Genomic DNA, 22432 nt, shown 5'->3' with positions numbered 1-22432 from the left:
TTTAGAACGATTAAATTTCAAAAGAATTAAACGACCAATGTTTCCATTTGATAAAAATATGTCTAACCCAGATCTAAGTGCAAGATTAATAGAGTTATCAAATAAAAAATAAAACGGTTACACTTTTATAAAGTGTAGCCATTTTTATATTTACGTTTAATTTTATTAGATGATTTATTATTCGAAAGTATCTTATACGCTGTTGATTGTTGTGTTTTTAGTTTTTTTTGGACCATTGGTTCCAACATTCATAAGTAAGGGTTTTAATGGCAATACAACTATATTTTTTTTAGCTATGGTTGTCTTATATGGATTTATTTCACATATGTTTTTCAACACCACCTACAAGATTGAGAATGAAAAACTTTATATAAAATGTGGGTTTTTTAACTATAATCCTGTAAATATTGGGGAGATGAAAAAAGTTTCTAAATCATCAAATATCATTTCCTCTCCTGCTGCTTCATTTGACAGAATAGAAATCAGATATGGTAAGTTTGAAGAATTAATAATCTCTCCAAAACACAAAACTAAATTTGTTGAAGATTTACAAAAAATAAATCCTGGGATTATAAATAATCTTTAGTCACAAATATCTTGATCAAATAGTTTGTTAATTCAAAATCTTTTGAAGTAAAACTAATATTCGATATTTCAATAGAGTTGTATACTAAGACAATAAAACCAACAAGGTTAAAAACCAAATATTTACGAAAACTTATAATTAATTTTTTAATAAATATTAATAAGTTACTTTTAAAAGAATCTAAAACCTTAAAAATGAGAATCAAACAAATTTTAGTACTATTTTTATTTACAGTTGTAGTTATCAGTTGTGGTAATAATCAAAAGGCAAAAACTGAACTGGGAATTTTAGTGGAAACTAAAGTAGAATCCACTAAAAAGAAAAGTAAAACCGAAGAAAAAACAAATGTTGTTTTGGAAACAAATGCTGTTGTCACATACACCAGTCAAGATCTTATTGGGAATTATATGTCAAAATCGAATGTTCCATTAACTATTAAAAAGGACAACACATTTACTTGGGCAGAAGCCGGGGGAACATGGAATTATTCGCTAGACAAAGGTGTTTTCACTTTAATATTTGAAGATTATTATGGAAATGTCACAAATGCAACCTTAACCTTTAAAAATAAAGATGAATTTGGCCTTTCCACAGAAGCATATGGGGATGAAAGTTACACGAGAATTAAATAATCAATTTTAGAAACATCCTAAATTATAAGTTCAATCAATTTTCAGATATCTATAAATTCCTTTGGTGTAAAACTGATGTTCGATATTTTGATAGAGAATTTTATATAAAAATAAAACGGTTAAACTTTAATAAAGTCTATCCGTTTTTTATTTAATACGAGTTTTAATATTATTATTATATTTAATAAAATAAAAAAATGAACACATCTAAAGTCTTTTTCATACTCTTTTTGGCATTATCAGTATTTTCTTGCTCAACAAAAGAGGTCGATGAAGATAACCCATATGCTATTCAAATTAAAGAAGTTAGAAGCTACTACAAAGCGCTAGATATTCAAGACAGACTGGAAAGTGAAAGTATTGAATCTTATATTTTATTAGAAGCAACGAATAATGGCAAATGGTACAGAATTTTGACTGGTGCTGAAAAATCAATTGATGATATTAAAGAATTCAAAAAATCGTTAGAATTAATTATAACCTCAGATGAGCTTAAAATAATAAATTATCAAACTATTCAAGAAAATCTTGATTTAGAATTTGAGGATCATTTAATCGAACGTGAAAGACTTCAGTCAAAAAAACCAAATGTTCCAGAAAAGATTTATGATTTAATCAACAAGTTTCCAGATGACAAAAATTTTATTGTAAAAAGCTTTTTCGTGACTAATTGCCCAGACTCTTTGGCTGATCTTGGAAAGTATGGCTCAGCTTACAACAATATAAAACACGATCTCCCAAGGGGGATTTACATGAAGAGTCTTATGAAAAAATCAAATGCTGTTGCAGAAGTCATTTATGAAGATAACTTGTTTGGAAACAGACTGACCATAGACATTATTGAGCTTAAAGATAACTTAGATTTAGGATTTCCGGATGACGTTCTGGTGACCAACCAAAATATTGCTGATTATTTTGCCGAGCTAATTTTGGAAACTGGGAACTATGCCTTTGAAGACAAGTTAAAAATTAAACTGTCTTCATTCCAAAAATTAAATGGATATAAGGTTACTATTCAGCCCAAAAGAAGCAAAGAGTATTTAAGAACCTATTTTTGCTTAGTTTCCAAAGACTCAAAATATCTCGTTTTTTCTCAATCTACAGATAAAACAGATGATGAAATTATTGAAATTATAGAAGACCTGGGAGAGACTGATGGTCTGAATTCATACGATGAATTCCATAATGCTTTTTACGCAATCCCAGCCAATTGTGGTGTTGAGGACACATTTATTTCTATTTATTCCAAAAAATTAACGAATGATTATACTCGTAGAAGAGGTTATGCTAAGTGGTCAAAAAAGATGGTGGGACATTGGACGACTACTGTTAACTTCAATGGTGAAGATAATAACTCTTGGGGGGTTTCATTCTATGATTTATTAGATCAAAGTAATGTTGATCTGACATACAACAATTTATATATCGATTCAAGAAAATCTAAAAGAAATTTTGAAATAATTGATGTTTTGAATAAAAAAGGAGTCATCCACACAGGAAAATATCCGAATGAATTGTCCTTTCCAGGAAATCGATTTGTAGTTTCAATCAATAATATAAATCGAGGGCGGTTAACTTCTGACAAAATGCTCACTATTGCTAATTGTTTGCAGTTAAATTAACAACTTAATTAAGTTGTTAATTTAATAATTTTGTTCTAGATATAACGAGTTGCGTATAATTATAAAATTATGATTGATAAGATTATTAAATATCAAAATGATTCTGAAAAAAACTTTGAACAGAAAAAAAATATAAAAACAATTATAAATTATGTTATCGCACTCATTCTTTTCATTTTATCAACAATTATTTCAGCATTTACATTTCCATTAAGGTTTGTATATAAAAAAACAATTCGAAGAAATTCTGATTCAAAAATTATAAAACTTAATGCTAGAAATATAGATTCAGTTTTGAAAAAAGAAAAATTAGTTTTGATAGACTTTTGGGCTGAATGGTGTGGTCCATGCTTGATGATGAATTCTGCAATGGAAAAATTTGCGACTGAATCAAAAGGTATAAGAATTACTAAAGTTAACGCTGATTTAAACTGGAAGTTATTAAATAAATTCAAAATAAAAGGTTTACCTCAATTTATTCTGATAAAAAATGGACAAGAAATAAAAAGACATGCAGGAGCTATGACAATTTTTGAATTGACTAAATTTTGTAATGACGGCGAATAAAAAACTATATACAATACGGTAAGTTATTAAACTAGATTTTTATAATATTTAGCAGTTTTACTATTTTTAAATATGTCAAAAAGAAATGTCTATCCTCTTTTTTTGTTATTAATTCCTTTAATTGGATTGGCTATAACAGATGAAATTAACTGGAGTTTGTTTGATTTCATTGTTATGGGTTCTCTGCTAGTTTTACTCGGTGTTGGAATTAGTTTTGTCAGTAACCGTTCAAAGAATTTAAAAAACCGAATCCTATACATTGGGATATTGGTTTTAATGTTTCTATTTATATGGGCTGAGTTAGCAGTTGGTATTTTTGGAATTCCCTTTGCAGGTGATTAAGTCGATACTAGATTCAATTGGGGGACAACTTTTTCTCTTATTTCATTGGCACTGAAAACTATCAATTAAATAAAAAAAGCCCAATTATAATTGAACTTTTTTTAACAAATTAATATCAAATTCTCTAAGAAAATAAATTAAGTGTTAATTACTAAAGACTTCCAAATGCCGCAAGAACCTCAATTGTGAAATTATTATTTGACTCAAGTCCACCATTGGTTTTATTCCATTCGGCCCAAGCTTTCACATTTTTTTCTCCAATTACTTTTTGATCCATTAAGTCGTTAAAATCGGATGATCCGATTGCTACCCAATGTGAACTTCCGTTACCTCCAACATCATAAGTTCCATAGGCTATTGGACGATCTGCTCTATCTTTTGCAGTAGATTTAAGAAGTTTCTTATGAGCTTTCTGAAAAGCAACTGGATCATCTAAGTCTAGATCATATATTTGAATATAAGGATATGCTGTTAATTCAGAATTTCCAACAAAATCAAGAAATCTTCCAGCGTAGGAAGGACCCCATTCCTCGATGTAATCACTCATTTTCTTACGAAAGAATGATCTTTCATATTCTTGTTGGTCTCCCTCGACTCTTCCAATTTTTCCAAGTTCTCCAAAAAGAATAATTCTATGTGACCACTCGTTATCTCCATGTCTTATTGCTTCAACCTGAATACCTCCAGACTTAAATTTTGCATCACTCCATCGTTCTTTTGCCAAATCAACAATATCACTCTGCATACCCTCTTTAACATTAAAATGCCATAGTTGAAAAGTGTTTTGAGCAAAAGCTGAAGTAACAGATAGTAAAGCTATCAGTGTTATAAATTTTTTCATTAGATTTTTTTTGGTTAATTTTCAAATATAAATATTAAATGGCATAACACAAGTACATTTTTTAAAATAATTAGACTTATTAAATTATAATACTTGGCCAAATACCACTTGAAATTCTATTTTTAGAATTAAAATTTATAATTAGCACCAAAAATAAAGCTCCTACCCAAATCATGAGAATAATATCTTAAACGATTCAGATAATTCCGATAGTTTATGTTCAATAAATTTCTTATTCCTAAAGAAAAGGATAGATTATAGTTCTTTTTGGTTATTACATCTACACTTGAATTAAAATTAAACAAATGATATGCTTCTGGTGGGGTACTCAAATCTAATATTTCCGTAGTTTCTGACAAAGCAATAAATACATCAAAGTTATTATCAGGGAAATTATTTTGACGAAATACATATTCACTCTTTAAGGATATTGTTAAGTTATTAGCTTTTTCATTTTGATAGACTATTTCATTATTTATATTGACCGGAGGCATACTAATTAGGGGTTCCTTTCTTGTAAGATCACGACCCTTAAGGATTGAAAATTGGTTGTCTAAATAAAAATTTTTATTTAAAATTATTGACGCATCAATATCTAATCCTAATATTTGCGCATTAGTTTGTCTGTACTCCCAAACTTGAAAATTACCTCTTATAGTCGTTTGCACACTAGTTGGCTCAATTAAAATAAAATCATTTATTGAATTTATGTAAGGATTAATTGATAGATTTATTTTTTTATTTTGAAAAATATAATTTAAAGTTATTTTATGACCTGTCTCTGAATTAAATCTTAAATCACCTTGCTCAATTCGAGCAGAAGAATGATGGAGACCTTCACTAAAAAGTTCTGAAGGATTTGGCATTCTTGAAGCAATTGAATAGTTGAAGTTGATTGAATGGTTCTTTGATAAATTATACCTGGAACCAAAAGTTGTTGAATGGTTTTTAAAAATCAATTTTGTTTTAATTAATGTTTGAGAACTAATTTCGTTAATTACCAGATCAGAAAACAAGTTTTGATAATTTCGAGATTTCCAAAAGGATGTTTTGTAATACTTAGAAACATCCATTGATGAGAAGTCTGATCGAGCCCCAGCTTCCAAAAGAAATTTTTCATTAATTTTTAAAACAAAAATTGAATATACTCCTAAATCATATTTATTATAATCGGGAATAATCCTTCTAACTCCTGTTTCTGGATCTGGAAAATTTTTTTGGTATCTTCCAACAAACCCTGATTTTATATTTAAGTTTGAAATTTGAGTATTTAAATCCAGTTTTATACTATGAGTCTTGAGTTCCAAATCAATAGAGGGTTTAAACTTATCATCTCCTCTTCTTATATCAAACTCTAAACGATTATTTTGCTGATAATCATATTGAATACTTAATTTACCAAAGTTTTCAAATCTATTATACCCTTTTAATGTGAATGTTTGGTGATTAAGGTCTTGTTTAGGAGCATTAATATTATATGTAAAATCATTAACTATGAGGGGAGTTTGACTATTTATTGCTCTAATTTGATCTTGAGCAGCTCCTAAATGAGAGGCTCTTAAAATTCCTAGCTCATTGTTGAAAATAGAATAATATAATTCTAATCCATATTTAAATCGGTTTAAACCAAATCTAAAGGAAACATTTTGCTCTTTAACCCCTGTATTACTCAATATGTAATTTGGTGATTCAAAATCTCCAAATCGCTTATAGGTTGACTGAACAGAATAATATAATCCATTTTTATTAGTCTTAATTAAATTGGAAGTGGTGGTTAATCCTCTTCCATTTGTTTCACCTTTAATTAAAACTTTACCATATAAACTGTCCTTTATTTGAAAATTTGATATTTCCGCAACTATAACTCCACCAAGAGCATTTCCTGAGTATTGAAGAGCTCCTGCTCCTTTTATTAGTATAATTTTATCTAATGAGTTAACATCTATATTTGGTGAATGTTCTTCTCCCCACTCTTGATCTTCCATTCGGACACCATTGTTAATAATAACTACACGACTACTGTGCAGACCATTAATAATTGGTTTAACAACAGAGTTTCCAGTTTTAAACGATGACACTCCTGATAAATTACTTAAAATATCTCCTAATGGAGAGCTAATATTTTTTTCTAAAACTTTACTAGAAATTTTATTTTCGGCTATGGTTTTGGACTTTTCATTAAAAGAATTTCCGTAGACAATAATCTCATTTAATTCTTCTATATGGTGCTCTAATCTAAATATTTTATTAGTGTTTTTGGAAACCTTTATAATCTCTATTTTAGTTTTACACTGAGGATGAGATATTTCAAAATTATAAAATTTGTCACATAGATTTGAAATAATGAATGATCCAGACGAGTCAGTTGTAAATTGTTCATTTAACTGTTCGACAAATATAACAGCGTCTTTTAGTCCCTTTCCATCATGTAAATCAATAATTTTTCCAGAAAATGTGTTTTTACAATTCTGAGAAAAAATAAATAAAGAAGATGTTAGAGTCACTGAAAGCAGTAATCTAAACATGGATGTTTAATTAAAATTAACGTATAATTAAAATAGTAAAATTGAGGATAATAAAAGTATTATCCTCAATTTACACTCACAAAAAATAATTATTCAATTGTAATACTAAAAGTAGCCTCAACGTCTGTTTCCCCTCCAGCGCTTGCTAATCCTGTATTTGGCTTAGTAGGTTCGTGTATTAAAGTAACGGTTAATGTTCCATTGCTAACCGATCCTGCATCTAATTTAAATTCTGTTCCTAAATCATTACCTGCTGAATCAAAATTTGAATATGATGTAGTGACATCAAGTCCACCTCCTACAGTGAAAAAAATCTGGTGTTCTAAATCCTCTTCTTCAACTTCTAAAGTTATATCTTCAGCTGGAAATTCCGTTTCATTAAGAATTTTTACAACTCCATCATAAGAAGTTCCTGAGATTAGATTTCCTTCCACAGTTACAACTGGTGCGTTTGGTCCATCTCCATCTAAATCTGTCATCGTTAAATTGACAATTGAGCTCAGATCGTTGTTCATTAGTGTTACTTGTAATGTAGTTATTATCTCTTCCTCATTAACGGGTTCTGGAGCTGGATCATCGTCTTTTGAACAAGATGCAACTGATAATATTAGAGCTAAAAAAAATAGTAAAAATTTAATTGTTTTCATTATTGTTATTTTAAAATTGTTAGTAAAAATTGTAGGATATGCAAACCCATAAAAAATAGGGTAAACAAGAAATTTAATTGAATAAAATTACTTATGCGTTGAAAGGGGGACCCCTTAAGTCAAAGCTTGTAATATTTGATACATACAGAATTTCTTCAAGAATAGTTGAATTACTATAAATGAAAAAATTTACAAAAACATAATATTTTTGATCTAATTCAAATTTAAAATTTGAAAAGCTAAAATCACATGTGACACAGTCATCAATTTGTTGATGAAAATGAAGCGATGATTCTGTACAAAAATTGTGCTCATGTTTTTCAAAAGACTCAATCAAACGGACACTCGTCGGTAGCATGAAAACTATTAATAGAATGCATGACACAAAACAATTGAAAAAGTTAATATTGTATTTCAAATCAAATATTTTCGGTACAAATCTAAAAAAAATTATATTAGTATTGTTAGTTCAATAAATAAATATGTATAACAATAGTTTAATTAGAAAATTAAAGTTGATTCTAAAGACAAATCAACTACTTCTAAAGGGTGATGTCCTATCAAGATTTTCCCATATATGGAAAACAGACGAACCTCTTCAAGCACTTGCGGTTGCTCTACCCAGAACAACAAAAGAGGTTAGCGAAATAGTAAAATTGTGTAATGAACACAGTCAAGAAATAATCGTTCATGGAGGACTAACAAATTTGGTTGGAGGAACAGAAACTCAAAAAAATCAACTAGTTATCTCCCTAGAAAAAATGAATTCTATTGAAGAAATTGATTCCAAGAGTAAGACGATTACAACTCAGGCAGGAGCAATCGTTGAATCGCTAATTAATGCTGTGGCTGAGAAAGATATGCTATTACCATTAAACTTTGGAGCTAAAGGTTCTGCACAAATAGGTGGAGCTATTTCTGCAAACGCAGGTGGACTTAGAGTTTTTCGATATGGGATGACTAGACAAATGGTTTTAGGTATTGAAGTTGTTTTACCAGATGGAACAATTCTTTCTTCCTTAAAGAAAATCATCAAAGATAATTCTGGATATGATTTAAAACAACTATTTATAGGTAGCGAAGGAACTTTAGGGATTGTTACAAGGGCAGTTTTAAGACTTCAAGAAGCGCCAAAGAGTCGATCATCTGCCCTAGCAGCTTTAAATTCATATGATAACGTTGTTTCGCTTTTAAAATACTTAGAATCAGAGTTAAGTGGTGCTTTAAGTGGTTTTGAATTAATTTGGAATAGAACATATAAAGCAATGATCGAATCTTCAGATTTAATAAAGCCTCTGGATCAAAATCATAAATACTATGTTTTTGTTGAAAGCTTAGGAAGTCAATCAAAAGAAGATTATGAATTATTGGAACATTACATTGAAAAATCTTTAGAAAATGGATTAATTGAAGATGCTGTTATGGCAAAAACCGAAAAGGAACAACAGCAAATTTGGCAAATAAGAGAAGATGTAGCAATTTTAGCATCTAAAGCAAATTATGATCAACATTTTGATATAAGCTTGCCAGTTTCTCAAATTGGAAATGTTGTAAACTCGATAATTAAGGAGCTCGAAAATATAGAAGAAGTCAAAACCATATTTCCGTTTGGACACGTTGCTGATGGTAATATTCACTTTATAATCGGAAGAAACACAAATAATCCCGAAGTAATTGACCTTATTAACTCTGTTGTTTATTCTCCTTTAAAAAAACATAAAGGTTCATTGTCTGCTGAACATGGAATCGGACTTGACAAAAAAAAATATCTACATACCAGTAGATCCAAGGAGGAAATTATATTGATGGAACAAATTAAAACCATGTTTGATCCAAAAAATATTCTAAACCCCGGTAGAATAGTTTTCTAATATTCGTGTTCTTAAACAGAATCAGTTAATCCTATATCCCATAATATTGGAAGTACAAAATAAACCATTAAGGTTATTACAACTATTGAGATAATATTCAACCAGAACCCTTTATTTACCATATCTGGAATCCTTAGGTATCCAGCTCCAAAAACAACTGCATTTGGAGGAGTGGCTACAGGAAGCATAAATGCACAAGAGGCTGCAACGGTGGCTCCAACCATTAAAATAAATGGATGAATATTAATCTGTAAACTCATTGTAGCAAGGACTGGGAGTAACATTGCTGTAGTAGCTAGGTTGGAGGTTATTTCGGTAAGGAAATTAACTGCAGTAACCAAACATAGTATAAGAATAATTATTGGTAAATCTTTAAGTATTGTGAGTTTACTACCAATCCAAATCGCAAGACCAGTATCAACAAACCCTTTTGCTAAAGCCATTCCTCCACCAAATAAAATTATGACTCCCCAAGGAAGCTTGACAGCTTCTTTCCATGTAATGAGTGCCCTTTTATTATCACTCGATGGAATAACAAATAAAAGTAAACCAAAAGCTATGGCGATAATTGTATCATCAATATTGGGAATAAATTTTTGTAATAAAAAAGATCTAGAAATCCAACAAAGTGCAGTTATACAAAATATTAATGCCACCCTCTTTTCCTCAATAGACATTTTACCTAAATTATTTTTCAAACGATTTATTTCACTTTTACCTCCAGGAAATTCATTTTGTTTAAAATTAAATGCTCGCTTAGTAAGATATTGCCAACATATAAAAAGCATCATCATTGAAATTGGAAATCCAAACATGAACCATTTGAAAAAAGAAATTTCATATCCAAAATTCGATTCAACAACACCCGCCAAAACCAAATTTGGTGGAGTTCCAATAATAGTGGCAACACCTCCTATAGAAGCACTATAAGCTATGGAAAGTAATAAAGCTTTTCCAAATTGTTTATTCTCATTTATTGAAGTTGAGGGATTATCCTCAAGCTGTTTTATAATAGCAAGTGCAATTGGAAGCATCATTACAGAGGTTGCAGTATTTGATATCCACATTGATAAAAAGGCTGTAGCTACCATAAAACCCAGTATTATTAAGTTTATTTTAGTACCTATAGCTGAAATAATATTTAAAGCAATCCTTTTATGAAGATTCCATCTTTCAATGGCAATAGCAATTAGAAAACCTCCTAAATATAAAAAAACATATTTATGACCGTAAGCTGCAGTAGTATTTGAAATTGAAACGGCATTTGTAACTGGAAATAGAACAATTGGAAGTAAAGCTGTTGCAGCTATTGGTATTGATTCCAAAATCCACCAAATTGCCATCCATGAAGTTGTAGCAAGGACATTTTTTCCCTCCAAACTAAGGTCTGTAAAAGGTATAAACTGTATTAAAATAAATGATAGTGGTCCTAAAAAAAGACCTATGCGTTGTTTTATAGACATAATTAATTACTTCTTGAAGTATGATCACTCAAAATTAACCAACCCTTTTTAGTTTTTAACCATATTAAGGAAAAATATCCACTCGATTTTTTATCTGGGTAAAATAAAAAATATTGACCCAATAATTGAGCAACATTTTCAGAAACATAGGAGATGTTTTGGATTTGAAACTTTAGTTTGCCCATTATTTCTTTTGTTGGATACGTTTTTATATAACGTTCCTTTACAGACTCCCATCCATAAAACGGACCACTAGATCCGTTAAAAACGAGTTCCTCAGATTTTAAATACCCCTCCATAAAAGCATCAATATCTCCTTCATTCCATGCCTTCTCTTGTTTATTCAAGACACTTACAATGGAATTCTTATCTTGTTGTTTTAATATACCTTGAGCAATTGTTTTTGAAAAAAACATAAAACTCATCAAAAGAAAAACTATAGTTCTTGACATATTGATTAATTAAATTAGTTATGAAAATACAATTAGAAATTAAATTACTTATGCTTATTGGTATGCTTTTTTTTAACAAGGTTTACGCTCAAAATCAAAAAGTTAAAAGTATTCTCGAAAAGTCATTAGATGCTCATGGAGGTGAAAATACTATAAGTGAAATAAAACAGATTAAATACTTAAAAACTACATATACATATGATAAAGAAGGAAATATTGTTAAAAAAACCAAACAACAAATCACCCATCAATTTGATCCTTATGAAACTGAAATATTATCAGATAATAAGTTTATAAAAACTAATGGGATTGATATAGAAATAATTAAAAATGGGAAAAATATAAATGATTTAGAGTCTCTAAATAGTGCAAAAGGAATACTTGACGGTGCATTTTATGTTTTTTGGCAACCTATGAAGTTGAAGGATCCTGGAACCATTATTAAATATTTAGGAGAGATATATTTGCCTAACCAAAAAAAAGTATATTCACTACAAGTTAGCTATTTAAACGGATCTGATACTTGGAAATTTTATTTTGACACCTCTTCTTATCTGCTTGTAGCAACTGAAGTAAATCATAATGATAGGATAAGTTTAATCTACACAACAGATTTTAATTTCAGAACATCTGGTGTCTTTCATTTTAAAAGGGAAAGTTATAAATTAACTGAGAATAGAACAAAATTGGCTCTTCAAGCAAGTTACACTTATGATATATTAGATATAGTAAAAAAATAATTTATCAACACATAACGAATACTTATTACAAACATTCATTTAGTTAGTCATTAAATTTTACATTTGAAATCAATTTAAATTGAAAATTTATGGATGTGATAGAAACATTAATCATTGGAAGTGGACCTGCTGGATATACTGCAGCAATATATGCTGCTCGAGCTGATCTTAAACCAATAATGTATACTGGAATGGAGCCAGGTGGACAATTAACTACGACGACTGAAGTTGATAATTTTCCGGGTTATCCTGAAGGTATTGATGGACCTACTATGATGGTTGAACTTCAAAAACAAGCTGAACGGTTTGGGACTGAAGTTAGAATTGGACACGTTTCTAAGGTAGAATTTTCTTCGAATATGGGAGGAATTCACAAAGCATGGGTTGATGAAAAAACTGAATTACATGCCAAAACTATAATTATTAGCACTGGAGCAACAGCAAAATATCTGGGATTAGAAAGTGAACAAAGGCTCAGAGGTGGTGGCGTTTCAGCTTGTGCAGTTTGTGATGGGTTTTTCTATAAAGGACAAGATGTTGCAATTGTGGGCGGAGGAGATACTGCCGCTGAGGAAGCGACTTATCTTGCTAATATATGTAAAAAAGTCACTATGCTTGTCAGAAAAGGCGAGATGAAAGCATCTAAGGCGATGCAACACAGAGTAACTAACACAGAAAATATAGACTTACGATATTTTTCTGAAATTGATGAGGTTTTAGGAGATCAAGTTGTCGAGGGACTTCGAATTTTAAATAATAAAACAGGTGAAAAAGAAGAGATTGAAATAACAGGACTTTTTATTGCAATTGGTCATAAGCCCAACACCGAAATTTTTCAAAATCAGCTAGAAATGGATGAAGGAGGTTACTTAATAACTGATGGAAAAAATACCAAAACCAATAAACCTGGAGTTTTTGCCTCAGGAGACGTTCAAGATAAAGAATATAGACAAGCTGTTACTGCAGCAGGAACAGGTTGCATGGCTGCATTAGATGCAGAAAGATACATCAATAGCTTGAAAGGCTAATTCCCGATCAGGTATTGAAATTTAAGGTAAAATTGAGCTGACTCGGAGGTGAATATTTTACTGATCTCAGTTCTACTATAACCAATATTCCCCCCTACATAAAATAGAGTGAAAGGATTGGGATTCCATTTAATTAGCGGCTGAGAAAAAAATGTTTTATCAAAATCATCATACTCAGTGATCAACCGTACAGAAAAATCTCTATTAAATTGGTAATTAAAATTAATTCTCGTTATATATCCTTTATAGTATAGTGAATTATCAATCTTACTTCTTAATTCACTATACCTTAAAATTGGACTAATTCGAAATTTATCTGATAATTGGAAAGAGTTAAAAGTTCTAAAATTTATTTCATTTCCAACAGCTATGTTCTCCAAATTGTAACCTATTTGATCCCCAATTCCAAAAGCAATTCTTAACCTTACAATTTCTGATGGATTGTAACCTAAAGACCAAGAAACAGAATTTAAATCTTTTGGATTAAATCCCTCAAATTCATTATTAAACTGATAACTAAATTCAAATCTAGTTTCTAAGTTACTCTTCATAATTAATTCTCCTTCAAGTTCGATCTCACCATTTTTTTGAAGATCATCATAATTAAATTGCCATTCTAAGTCTGCTCCTAAAGTGGCTTTTTGAATAAAATTTTTACCATAATAGATATAGTTTTGACTCAAATAAATATTTTTTGATGCATTTTGAATTGAAAATCCTAGTGGAGTTCTGTACAAAGGTGATAATTGTTCATATCCAAGAGATGTTTGCCAGTTTACTGTTGTTCTTCTTATATTTAAGAGAAAAGCATCTCCGCTATATGACTCACCATCTAATTTTAATGATCTATTTTTTATAAAACCTTTATCATTAATCCAATCATTATTAGGTTCATCGGTGATACTTTTATTTAATTCAAAATTGACAGTATAAGATTTGAAAAATTGATGGCGGGCGGAGATCCCAAATGTGTGGTCACTTCCTCCACCCTTCAGTATTCGATTTGTTATTAAAAATCCTAAGTTTGAGCCTTTATCATAATTTCGCTGATACCTTAAAATATTAGAGAAATTTTCTTTTCCCTCTCCACTGTATGATTTATTTTCACCTCCAATTATATATGCTGTTTTTGAATCGTATGCAGCTAACCAATATATTCTTTGTTTATCGTCTTGATGAATCAACTTAGTGGAAAGAATAGGTTGATTTATCATTCGAGTATAGACTGTACTTAGTTCAGAACTAACTAAATCAGCTCCTTCATTAAAGAAGGGTCTTCGTTCCGGATAAAAAATAGCAAAAGTAGCATTTACATTAATTTGAGATACATCAGCTTCAACTTGAGAAAAATCAGGATTAATAGCATATTCCAAGGAAGTTTGTGAGCTTAAATCCAGTCTTCCACTCACACCAATATTAAATTCTGGTTTACCATATAGTATGGAATTTCCATTTTTCAAACCTTCGACTCCACTATATATATATGGAATAATATTAAACCTAAGTTCTGGCTTGATATTTTTAAACACAACTTCAGAAGTGACTTGACATGCAAAACAAGGATTATTTCGATCGACGGGATAATTTTGACTTAAACTTTCTTTTCCGTTAGCAAAACTTGTTCTAAAAAAAGCAATTTTCCAATTTAACTGTGGCTGGTTTTTGAATTGATAAGCAGAAAAGGGTATTTTAAGCTCTACATCATAACCTTTTTCCGTTAACTGTGATTTATTTTCATAATTAACATCATAAGATGTATCAATATCATCAGTTGCAAATTTTAAATCAAACTGAATATTGTTGGCATTACTTCCAAGACATATCATATATCTTCCATCTCCAAAAGTATCAATACATACGGCTACTCGATCATCCTGAAAAACCTGATCTCGATTTCTAATTGCACTTCTTAATTGATCTTTTGGGACCTCAGCGTTAAAACCAACATACATGTGAGTTTTAGAATATGTTACATACGCTTTGGTTCTATTGGGTGGAGCAATATTATTTCCTGGTTCAATTTCATATGAAATATCAAAAGATGGGAAAGCGCTCCATTCTTTGACCTCTACTATTCCATCAAAATTAATTGGCTCCGTATTCTGACTAAATAGTTCCAGAGAAATTAAAATTAAAAAAAAGTATACATATTTCATTTTTGAAAAATATGTTACAAATATATATTAGTATGGATATAAATATGGAATTATTACTTTTAAAAAGCAATAAACTATTGCTCGATGGATAAAGCTTGAAAAGACTCAATAATATTCAAATTAAAAGAGTAATTAATTAAAATTGGATTGCAGCAAACTTCACAATCTTCTATGTAATCACTCTGATCTAGGGAAGAGTCGAGTAACATTGACACTTCCTCCCAACAATAAGGACATTGAAAAAAATGTTCAACCATTATTTATAATTTTATCAAGCTTATCTTGATCCGACTCCCATTCGTTAATGCAGTCTTGTAGATCTTTTTTTTGCGCATGGTATTTATCAAAGAAGTTTGGTAAGGCAATTGTTTTCTCATAATTAATTTCCAGTTCTAAATCAATGGCTTTTATTTTCTTCTCAAGAGAATCTATTTTATTTTCTAGCTTATTGATTCTATTCTTTAAATTATTTATTTGTTTTTGATTTGAATATTCAGTCTTATTAATTTTAAAATCTGATGATAGATCTGTTTTGGGTTTTCTAACCTCAATATCTTTAAAACTATTTACTTTTTTTTCCTCAAGATAAGATTTTACTCCCCCTAAATGCATTTTTACTTTTTGAGATTTAAATTCTAAAACAAGTCCACATAAATCATCTAGAAAGTCTCTGTCGTGAGATACAAGAATTAAAGTTCCTTGAAATTTTTTCAATGCTTGTTTCAATATATCTTTTGAAGCTATATCTAGATGATTAGTTGGTTCATCCATAACTAAGACATTGAATGGCTGAAGAAGGAGTTTGCATAAAGCAAGTCGATTTCTCTCACCACCAGATAAAACACTTACTTTTTTATCTACGTCATCTCCCCGAAAAAGAAAAGCTCCTAGAATATCTCTCACCGAGCTTCTGTTCTTCTCAGTAGCTGCCTCTTGAACTGTTTCTAGGATAGTTGGATGACCATCTAAATATTCAGATTGATTTTGAGCAAAATATCCAATTTCAACATTATGCCCTAAATTAAGATTTCCCAAGTATTCGATTTCTCCAACAATTATTTTGGCTAAAGTAGATTTACCCTGACCGTTTTGTCCAACAAATGCAATTTTAGATCCTCGCTCTAAAAGAAGATCTACATTATTGAAAACTATATTATCACCATAATGTTTTGAAACTTTTTCTGTTTCAAGTATTATTTTTCCTGGTTGTTTACTTATCGGAAAATTCAATTTCATAGTCTGGGTTTCCTCTTGATCGACTTCAATCCTGTCAATTTTATCAAGTTTTTTTATTAAAGACTGAGCCATACTGGCTTTAGAGGCTTTGGCTCTAAAGCGTTCGATTAATTTCTCGGTATCCTGAATCTGCTTATCCTGATTTTTTTTTGCTGATTTTTGTTGCTCAATCAGCTCTTGACGAAGTGTTAAATAATCTGAATAGGACTTTTTAAAGTCATAGATGTGTTTTTGAACAATTTCAATTGTTCTATTAGTTACATTATCTAAAAATATTCTATCATGAGACACCAATAGAACTGCACCTTTATATTTTGTTAAAAACTGCTCAAGCCATATAATTGAATCTATGTCTAAATGATTTGTTGGCTCATCTAATAATAAAATATCATTTTCTTTAAGTAGAAGTTTGGCTAATTCAATCCTCATCCTCCAACCTCCAGAAAATTCTTTTGTTGGTTTGTTGAATTCTTGACTTTTAAAACCTAATCCCAATAAAATTCTTTCTGTTTTTGCCTTATACAGATAACCACCCAGAAGTTCATACTTTGATGTAGATTCAGTTAATTCAATAATTAGATTTGAATATTGATCACTTTCATAATCAGTTCTAACTTCAAGTTGATGATTTATAATATCTTGATTTTTTTCAATAGTAAGTATTTCCTCAAATGCTTTGTATGTTTCTTGTAGAACACTACCTGTATTTTCAAAATCCAAGTCTTGAGGTAAATAGCCAATTTTACATTGTTTTTCAATCGCAAAGATTCCACTCGTTGGGCTTTGCTCCTGTGCAATTAATTTTAAAAGTGTGGACTTTCCTGCTCCATTTTTACCAATTAAAGCCACTCTGTCTCCGTGACCTAACCTAAAATTTATATTATCAAATAGAGTAAAACCTCCAAAAGAAACTCCAATATTTTGAGCACTAAACATAATTTATCTCTCTTTTTTTTCGTGTGTAAATCTGCGAATATCTATTGAAGTAGACAAAGCTTTCTCAAAAAAAATATAATTATAAAGAAACTCCGATAATAGTGGAGCCATAAGAGAACCTCTAGTTCCCAAACCATTGAATAAATATATATTATCAAATTCTGAATGTGAACCTAATAAGGGTCTCCGATCAATAACAGTTGGGCGAATTTGAGCTTGGTGACTAATAATCTCAAATGGAATATTTAATTTTTCTTTTAGCTCTGTCAAAAGTTCATTTTTTGCAGATAATGATCTTGTAGGAGTTTTGTCATGGTTATTAAATGTAGCCCCAATCCAAAAAAGACTTTTACCTAAAGGGACAATGAAAAACTTTCCTTTCCATATGATTTTTTCTGAAAGACTAGGACACTTAATGACAAGCATTTCACCTTTATTTCCAAGTAAAGGGAGGTTTTTAAAAAAAGGATTGTTCTTTAATCCATAGCCCTCACAAAAGATTACTTTTTTATAAGTAGTTCCATTATAAATCACTCCTGCCTTGTTAAATTTTAAATTTGAGTACTCAAAAACTTCTCTTTTATAATTGTCTTTTAAACTAACCTGATATTTGTTAATTATTTCTTTAAAGTCCAATCTTCCAACATTTTTTAATGTTCCATAACCATTAGGTGTATTTACTTTATCATTTCTATTTAAAATAATTTCTCTATTTAAAAATAGTTTTAAATGAGTTTTATCAGAAGCTTCAGTCCATTTATTATGTTCTTTTGAGTTTGGAAAAATTCTATTAATTACAATCTCATCGTATATTTTATAATTCAAATATTTAGATATTTCATTATAAAAAGTTAAAGCATAATCAGAAAAACTTTTACCTTCCCATGACATTGTATATCGCTTCAGAACAGTTGGATTCAATACTCCTCCAGCAACTAAACTTGAGGAATTTTTTGGTGAATCAATAACATGAAAAGATATCTTATTTTTTTTTAATTGATGAGCTATAGAAACCCCTGCGATTCCAAATCCAACAATTAATATTTCCATTATTAATTAAGTTTTATCAAAAAAAAAGCGTCTCGGTAAGAGACGCTAATAATTAAATTTAATTCGTGTTAATTATTCCACATATCTTGTTCATAATCACGAATAACATTCTTAATCCTTTCAGATTCTAAAAGTTGACGAAGAGCATCTTCATAAATGTATTCTTTAACTTCTCTATCGTTAAATGGATTTTCCTCTTTGTAAATAACTGAATTGAAACGTCTAGTATTTAACATCAAATCAAATGTAATTGGCTGAGAGGCATTTCTAGAATTAAAAATCTCTGCATTATTAAGAGATTCTCTTGCGTCTGGAAACCATACCCAAAATAATGGAACTGCATCTAATTCATCAATATCCATGGGAACATCTTGGGCGTCGTTGTTTGCTCTCACACTAGCAACTACAGCAGTAGGGGCAATTCCTAATAAACGATACTTAAGTTCACCCAACCTCTTATCAAAATACCAGGTTCCTTTAATAAGATATTGATCAATCTCATCTCTTCCAATGTTCGTAGTTGTGTAGTCTTGAGAAGTGGGTGATTCATCAATAGGTACTCCAGCATTAAACTTTTCTCTTCCAATTTCATTGTATTGTCTATCCTGTAAATATTCTTGAATTAGCTCGATAGAATGTTTCTCACGGAAGTACCCGTCTTTATATATCTCAGTTATATTACCATTCTGAATATTTTCCCAAAGAACGTCGAAAAGAGGTTTTCTGGTTGGATCAATTTCAACAACAGGATAATAAAAAGGGAAGTTAATACGCTCATCTAAAGCGATTTTCTCCCATACGGTTTTAGACCACATAACATCTCTATCGTCAACATAACCGTAGGCCAAAGGGTCGTTATCACTGGCAGCTAATTGTTGATCATTTAGTTTTCCAATATCCTGAGGAACAACCGCATTAAGCAAGTTTGATTGTCCAAAGACTGTACTTGTTGATAATAAAATCAAAATAATAAATGACCAATTTTTTTTCATCTTATTTTACAGTTATATTAATTCCTGCGACTCTTTTAAATAAATATTTCGGATTTTTAGGGTTTCTGACTTTAATGTCAAAAATCTGAATTACCTGACCTTTTCTAGAAGCTTTAAGTGCTGATTTAGCATTTGCATTTAATCTACTTCCATTAACTTTAACTGGTGGTCTTCCTGGAACTGAAAATTGAAAACTTAGAGTTTGAAGTTTTATATCAAAATCAAAATCAGGAATTTTTGCTGTAATAGACGAGTTTCCAATATCTGTTTTACCTAGACTAACTCTTCCAAGCGACCCTCGAATGTATGCTGCAGGGGCAGGAATATCCTTTATTCTGTATTTTGTTGATGTTGATATCACTTGACCATCAGGCAATGTTGCAGACGCTTTAATTGAGACATCGAATCCTTTCTGAGGTGTCATAACATACTTAGATCCTCTTACTTTTCTTAAACCTGGGGCTCTAGCTGTAATTTTATTATCTGCAATTCCAGGTATTGAAATGGTCATAGGATTTGGAATCCCTCTATAAACCACATTCATTTTATCTGCAGAAATAACTGCAGAATTTGGTTTTGCAATAACAGGAAAAGATTGGTTAACTGGAATTTTAGACTCTACACCTTCGCTGAGAAAAACTAAATCACCAAGAATTTCATGATCTCCAGGATTTCCAGTTACAACGTTCAACTTTATTCCACCGGGTATAAGTTGATAATCCGCTTCTTTTAAAGCTTTTCCATCAATAGTTAAATTTACAGAATTAGGATTTTGAGCTCCACCTTTTCTTCCTAAAATAACACTACCATCAAAGATTTCTCCTTGATAATATGCCCCTTTTTCGGTTTTTAAAAGAGTTATATAATTTGACTCATTTACACCAGATTCTGCTTCAAGTTCCTTTCCTAAAAGAGTATTCAGAACATCAGCTTCGGTAGCACGTATATCACTTTGCATCATAGTTAGCTTCGCTAATGAAGAAATTAGTGGAAATCCTTCATAATTATGTGAAAGCCAAGATTGTGATGCTTTATCTTTATTAATAATGTTATTATCGAAATCTCCTGTAAAAAAACGTTCTTCAACTAATTCAATATATTGTGGATATTGAGATCCGAAGACTTGTACAACATGACCTCGGTATTCGATAATTGTTTCAACAAAAGACTGTCCTTCATCTGATTCACCATTTGAGTCAAAAAAGATAAGATCTAAAGATTCTCCCTTATCCATTTCACTATATTTTTCAAGTTTTGGATCTTTGACCCTTTGTTTTTCGGTGATTTTATCTTTTATTGTTCGAATTTTATTGAAAAATTCATCAGACTCTTCTCTAATTTGTTTTGCTGTTCTATCATGTCCTATCCATTTACCTTCCTTTTCTTCAGCATTTGCAGCTATTTTTTGATAATAAACTTCATTATTGTCATATAATCTTGAATTCGAAGATTGAATTTTTTTAAACATTTGTCCAAATCCATCCAATACCTCTTTACCTACATTTAAAGCAAGCATAGTAATAAATACTAAATACATTAAACTGATAAGCTTCTGCCTGGGTGTTTCTTTTGCTCCTGCCATTTTCTATGCTTTAGGTTTTAGTTATTTATTATTTTTTCATTACAGAAAGCATTCCTCCATAAACGTCATTGAGAGAAGCTAAATTTGCAGAAAGAGATTCCATTTGTTTTTTTAACTGAGCAACATCAGCCTCCATTTGATCTCGAATTTCCGTATCTTTTCCTGCTCTTGTTTCAGTAGATTTTACCTGAGCGGCATATAGTTTATTTAATTCATCTAATTGGGATGAAGCCTTATCTAATTGCTCAGAATATTGAGAAGATGATGATATAGCTGTTGAAGCTGGTTCTAGCGCTTTTGCAGAGGATTCTAAATTTTTAATACTAGAAGTTAAATTATTCATTAAACTAACATCCAACTTAGCTTCTTTCATTAATGAATCAATTTTAGAAGAAAGTCCTTCGTCACCAGATGCAGATTTTGACTTAACTGGGCCTCCACCTCCTTGTATTTTTTTAACATACTCGTCGTGCTCTTCTTTTATTTCTCCAGTATTTAGTGCTGAAACTGCAAAAATTAAAGCTTCGGTTCCAAGTCCAATACCTAAAACTAAACCACCAGTTATTGGACCTATTTCAAGGTGAAGAATTTTAAAAAGTGCACCTACGATTACAACTGCACCTCCTAATCCAAAAAGCATGTGCATTGCAACTTTACTTTTTAATCTTTTATTTAAAGCTTTATCATCCATTTTAAAAATTATTTATTGTTATTAATTAAATATACTAATTTATCTTATTTTAACTTTGGGTGTGCCCAAATAATCTTGAACTGTTCTAAACCCAATATAACTCCTTGAAGTATCTGCATATTCAAAATCTCTTGAGCTTACTCTTAAAAAATACGCAACATCTTTCCATGATCCACCACGTACAACTTTTCTATTTTCTTTTTTTATTGACATGTTTGGACTGAGTGATGCAACATACTCATATGCACCAGAATCATAAGATGAATTTGTCCATTCTGAAACGTTTCCAGCCATATTATATAAATTAAAATCATTAGGAAGATATGATTTGGCTTCTACCGTGTATACTGCCTGATCAACAGCATAATCACCTCTTAATGGTTTGAAGTTAGCTAAAAAACATCCTCGATCATTCATAAGATACGGACCTCCCCACGGATAAGTTCCAGACGGGATACCTCCACGTGCAGCAT

22 protein-coding genes are annotated in these 22432 nt (G+C 30.4%); 8 read left to right on the top strand and 14 right to left on the bottom strand.

Translation table 11 applies throughout. The features are described 5' to 3' along the window. Positions 1-169 precede the first annotated feature (169 nt). The 5 genes from AC3ATN_RS05795 to AC3ATN_RS05775 all read left to right on the top strand — a co-directional run bounded on the left by AC3ATN_RS05795 (position 170) and on the right by AC3ATN_RS05775 (position 3749). On the top strand, positions 170-586 hold the full coding sequence (locus AC3ATN_RS05795; RefSeq protein ID WP_487532296.1) for a PH domain-containing protein: 417 nt from the start codon (positions 170-172) through the stop codon (positions 584-586). Between the two features lie 194 nt (positions 587-780). Beyond that, entirely contained in the window at positions 781-1218 is a 438-nt protein-coding gene (locus AC3ATN_RS05790; RefSeq protein WP_487532295.1) for a hypothetical protein, read from the top strand. A gap of 197 nt (positions 1219-1415) precedes the next feature. Continuing rightward, complete coding sequence (locus AC3ATN_RS05785) at positions 1416-2840, top strand: SPOR domain-containing protein (protein ID WP_487532294.1); 1425 nt, start codon at positions 1416-1418, stop codon at positions 2838-2840. A gap of 69 nt (positions 2841-2909) precedes the next feature. After that, positions 2910-3407 (top strand): thioredoxin family protein, encoded by a 498-nt coding sequence (locus tag AC3ATN_RS05780; protein ID WP_487532293.1) that lies wholly within the window; start codon positions 2910-2912, stop codon positions 3405-3407. A gap of 72 nt (positions 3408-3479) precedes the next feature. After that, on the top strand, positions 3480-3749 hold the full coding sequence (locus tag AC3ATN_RS05775; RefSeq protein ID WP_487532292.1) for a hypothetical protein: 270 nt from the start codon (positions 3480-3482) through the stop codon (positions 3747-3749). Positions 3750-3900: 151 nt separating this feature from the next. Here the strand turns inward: AC3ATN_RS05775 and AC3ATN_RS05770 are convergent, their stop codons facing one another. From AC3ATN_RS05770 to AC3ATN_RS05755, 4 genes are all read right to left on the bottom strand, one after another. Beyond that, positions 3901-4590: a hypothetical protein gene (locus tag AC3ATN_RS05770; RefSeq protein ID WP_487532291.1), complete on the bottom strand. Its 690-nt coding sequence runs from the start codon at positions 4588-4590 to the stop codon at positions 3901-3903. Between the two features lie 128 nt (positions 4591-4718). Further along, the gene (locus AC3ATN_RS05765) at positions 4719-7115 is read right to left on the bottom strand and encodes a TonB-dependent receptor (protein WP_487532290.1); all 2397 of its coding nucleotides are present in this window, start codon (positions 7113-7115) and stop codon (positions 4719-4721) included. An 89-nt stretch (positions 7116-7204) separates the two neighbouring features. Further along, complete coding sequence (locus AC3ATN_RS05760) at positions 7205-7762, bottom strand: type 1 periplasmic binding fold superfamily protein (protein WP_487532289.1); 558 nt, start codon at positions 7760-7762, stop codon at positions 7205-7207. 91 nt (positions 7763-7853) lie between these two features. Continuing rightward, the gene (locus AC3ATN_RS05755) at positions 7854-8120 is read right to left on the bottom strand and encodes a hypothetical protein (protein ID WP_487532288.1); all 267 of its coding nucleotides are present in this window, start codon (positions 8118-8120) and stop codon (positions 7854-7856) included. A 124-nt stretch (positions 8121-8244) separates the two neighbouring features. Here AC3ATN_RS05755 and AC3ATN_RS05750 point away from each other — a divergent pair, with 124 nt between their 5' ends. Further along, positions 8245-9633, top strand: a complete 1389-nt coding sequence (locus tag AC3ATN_RS05750) for an FAD-binding oxidoreductase (RefSeq protein WP_487532287.1) — start codon at positions 8245-8247, stop codon at positions 9631-9633. Positions 9634-9644: 11 nt separating this feature from the next. Here AC3ATN_RS05750 and AC3ATN_RS05745 read toward each other — a convergent pair whose 3' ends face one another. Both AC3ATN_RS05745 and AC3ATN_RS05740 read right to left on the bottom strand, forming a co-directional pair. After that, positions 9645-11096 (bottom strand): SLC13 family permease, encoded by a 1452-nt coding sequence (locus AC3ATN_RS05745; protein WP_487532285.1) that lies wholly within the window; start codon positions 11094-11096, stop codon positions 9645-9647. A 2-nt stretch (positions 11097-11098) separates the two neighbouring features. Further along, positions 11099-11548, bottom strand: coding sequence for a YybH family protein (locus tag AC3ATN_RS05740; protein WP_487532284.1), 450 nt, complete (start codon positions 11546-11548; stop codon positions 11099-11101). 20 nt (positions 11549-11568) lie between these two features. Here AC3ATN_RS05740 and AC3ATN_RS05735 point away from each other — a divergent pair, with 20 nt between their 5' ends. Beyond that, on the top strand, positions 11569-12288 hold the full coding sequence (locus AC3ATN_RS05735; RefSeq protein WP_487532282.1) for a hypothetical protein: 720 nt from the start codon (positions 11569-11571) through the stop codon (positions 12286-12288). 89 nt (positions 12289-12377) lie between these two features. Further along, complete coding sequence (gene trxB, locus AC3ATN_RS05730) at positions 12378-13316, top strand: thioredoxin-disulfide reductase (protein WP_487532281.1); 939 nt, start codon at positions 12378-12380, stop codon at positions 13314-13316. On the opposite strand, the gene AC3ATN_RS05725 is transcribed toward trxB, so the two are convergent. The 8 genes from AC3ATN_RS05725 to AC3ATN_RS05690 all read right to left on the bottom strand — a co-directional run. Continuing rightward, the gene (locus AC3ATN_RS05725) at positions 13313-15472 is read right to left on the bottom strand and encodes a DOMON domain-containing protein (protein ID WP_487532280.1); all 2160 of its coding nucleotides are present in this window, start codon (positions 15470-15472) and stop codon (positions 13313-13315) included. The genes trxB and AC3ATN_RS05725 overlap by 4 nt on opposite strands. Positions 15473-15546: 74 nt before the next feature. After that, the gene (locus tag AC3ATN_RS05720) at positions 15547-15729 is read right to left on the bottom strand and encodes a CPXCG motif-containing cysteine-rich protein (protein ID WP_487532279.1); all 183 of its coding nucleotides are present in this window, start codon (positions 15727-15729) and stop codon (positions 15547-15549) included. Beyond that, on the bottom strand, positions 15722-17644 hold the full coding sequence (locus tag AC3ATN_RS05715) for an ABC-F family ATP-binding cassette domain-containing protein (protein WP_487532278.1): 1923 nt from the start codon (positions 17642-17644) through the stop codon (positions 15722-15724). Before AC3ATN_RS05715 ends, AC3ATN_RS05720 begins: the two co-directional genes overlap by 8 nt. A 3-nt stretch (positions 17645-17647) precedes the next feature. Then, on the bottom strand, positions 17648-18694 hold the full coding sequence (locus tag AC3ATN_RS05710) for an NAD(P)/FAD-dependent oxidoreductase (RefSeq protein ID WP_487532277.1): 1047 nt from the start codon (positions 18692-18694) through the stop codon (positions 17648-17650). 68 nt (positions 18695-18762) lie between these two features. Next, the gene (porN, locus tag AC3ATN_RS05705; protein WP_487532276.1) at positions 18763-19686 is read right to left on the bottom strand and encodes a type IX secretion system ring subunit PorN/GldN; all 924 of its coding nucleotides are present in this window, start codon (positions 19684-19686) and stop codon (positions 18763-18765) included. A gap of 1 nt (position 19687) precedes the next feature. Next, positions 19688-21268 carry a type IX secretion system motor protein PorM/GldM gene (gene porM, locus AC3ATN_RS05700; protein WP_487532275.1) on the bottom strand — a complete coding sequence of 527 codons (1581 nt, stop codon included), beginning with the start codon at positions 21266-21268 and terminating at the stop codon, positions 19688-19690. A gap of 28 nt (positions 21269-21296) precedes the next feature. Then, entirely contained in the window at positions 21297-21959 is a 663-nt protein-coding gene (gene porL / locus AC3ATN_RS05695; RefSeq protein WP_487532274.1) for a type IX secretion system motor protein PorL/GldL, read from the bottom strand. A 39-nt stretch (positions 21960-21998) separates the two neighbouring features. After that, the coding region (locus AC3ATN_RS05690) for an SUMF1/EgtB/PvdO family nonheme iron enzyme (RefSeq protein WP_487532273.1) at positions 21999-22432 on the bottom strand (434 nt) is incomplete at its 5' end.

This window comes from Candidatus Marivariicella sp. (assembly GCF_983056325.1).
This window is presented reverse-complemented; position numbering and strand designations above follow the sequence as displayed.

Excerpts from the sequence above, each read along its gene's own strand:
- AC3ATN_RS05750 (WP_487532287.1), top strand. The coding sequence starts at position 8,245 with ATGTATAACAATAGTTTAATTAGAAAATTAAAGTTGATTCTAAAGACA.
- porN (WP_487532276.1), bottom strand. The coding sequence starts at position 19,686 with ATGAAAAAAAATTGGTCATTTATTATTTTGATTTTATTATCAACAAGT.
- AC3ATN_RS05720 (WP_487532279.1), bottom strand. The coding sequence starts at position 15,729 with ATGGTTGAACATTTTTTTCAATGTCCTTATTGTTGGGAGGAAGTGTCA.
- AC3ATN_RS05780 (WP_487532293.1), top strand. The coding sequence starts at position 2,910 with ATGATTGATAAGATTATTAAATATCAAAATGATTCTGAAAAAAACTTT.
- porM (WP_487532275.1), bottom strand. The coding sequence starts at position 21,268 with ATGGCAGGAGCAAAAGAAACACCCAGGCAGAAGCTTATCAGTTTAATG.
- AC3ATN_RS05760 (WP_487532289.1), bottom strand. The coding sequence starts at position 7,762 with ATGAAAACAATTAAATTTTTACTATTTTTTTTAGCTCTAATATTATCA.
- AC3ATN_RS05790 (WP_487532295.1), top strand. The coding sequence starts at position 781 with ATGAGAATCAAACAAATTTTAGTACTATTTTTATTTACAGTTGTAGTT.
- AC3ATN_RS05755 (WP_487532288.1), bottom strand. The coding sequence starts at position 8,120 with ATGCTACCGACGAGTGTCCGTTTGATTGAGTCTTTTGAAAAACATGAG.
- AC3ATN_RS05725 (WP_487532280.1), bottom strand. The coding sequence starts at position 15,472 with ATGAAATATGTATACTTTTTTTTAATTTTAATTTCTCTGGAACTATTT.
- porL (WP_487532274.1), bottom strand. The coding sequence starts at position 21,959 with ATGGATGATAAAGCTTTAAATAAAAGATTAAAAAGTAAAGTTGCAATG.
- AC3ATN_RS05715 (WP_487532278.1), bottom strand. The coding sequence starts at position 17,644 with ATGTTTAGTGCTCAAAATATTGGAGTTTCTTTTGGAGGTTTTACTCTA.
- AC3ATN_RS05745 (WP_487532285.1), bottom strand. The coding sequence starts at position 11,096 with ATGTCTATAAAACAACGCATAGGTCTTTTTTTAGGACCACTATCATTT.
- AC3ATN_RS05765 (WP_487532290.1), bottom strand. The coding sequence starts at position 7,115 with ATGTTTAGATTACTGCTTTCAGTGACTCTAACATCTTCTTTATTTATT.
- AC3ATN_RS05795 (WP_487532296.1), top strand. The coding sequence starts at position 170 with ATGATTTATTATTCGAAAGTATCTTATACGCTGTTGATTGTTGTGTTT.
- AC3ATN_RS05785 (WP_487532294.1), top strand. The coding sequence starts at position 1,416 with ATGAACACATCTAAAGTCTTTTTCATACTCTTTTTGGCATTATCAGTA.
- AC3ATN_RS05775 (WP_487532292.1), top strand. The coding sequence starts at position 3,480 with ATGTCAAAAAGAAATGTCTATCCTCTTTTTTTGTTATTAATTCCTTTA.
- AC3ATN_RS05770 (WP_487532291.1), bottom strand. The coding sequence starts at position 4,590 with ATGAAAAAATTTATAACACTGATAGCTTTACTATCTGTTACTTCAGCT.
- AC3ATN_RS05735 (WP_487532282.1), top strand. The coding sequence starts at position 11,569 with ATGAAAATACAATTAGAAATTAAATTACTTATGCTTATTGGTATGCTT.
- AC3ATN_RS05740 (WP_487532284.1), bottom strand. The coding sequence starts at position 11,548 with ATGTCAAGAACTATAGTTTTTCTTTTGATGAGTTTTATGTTTTTTTCA.
- AC3ATN_RS05710 (WP_487532277.1), bottom strand. The coding sequence starts at position 18,694 with ATGGAAATATTAATTGTTGGATTTGGAATCGCAGGGGTTTCTATAGCT.
- trxB (WP_487532281.1), top strand. The coding sequence starts at position 12,378 with ATGGATGTGATAGAAACATTAATCATTGGAAGTGGACCTGCTGGATAT.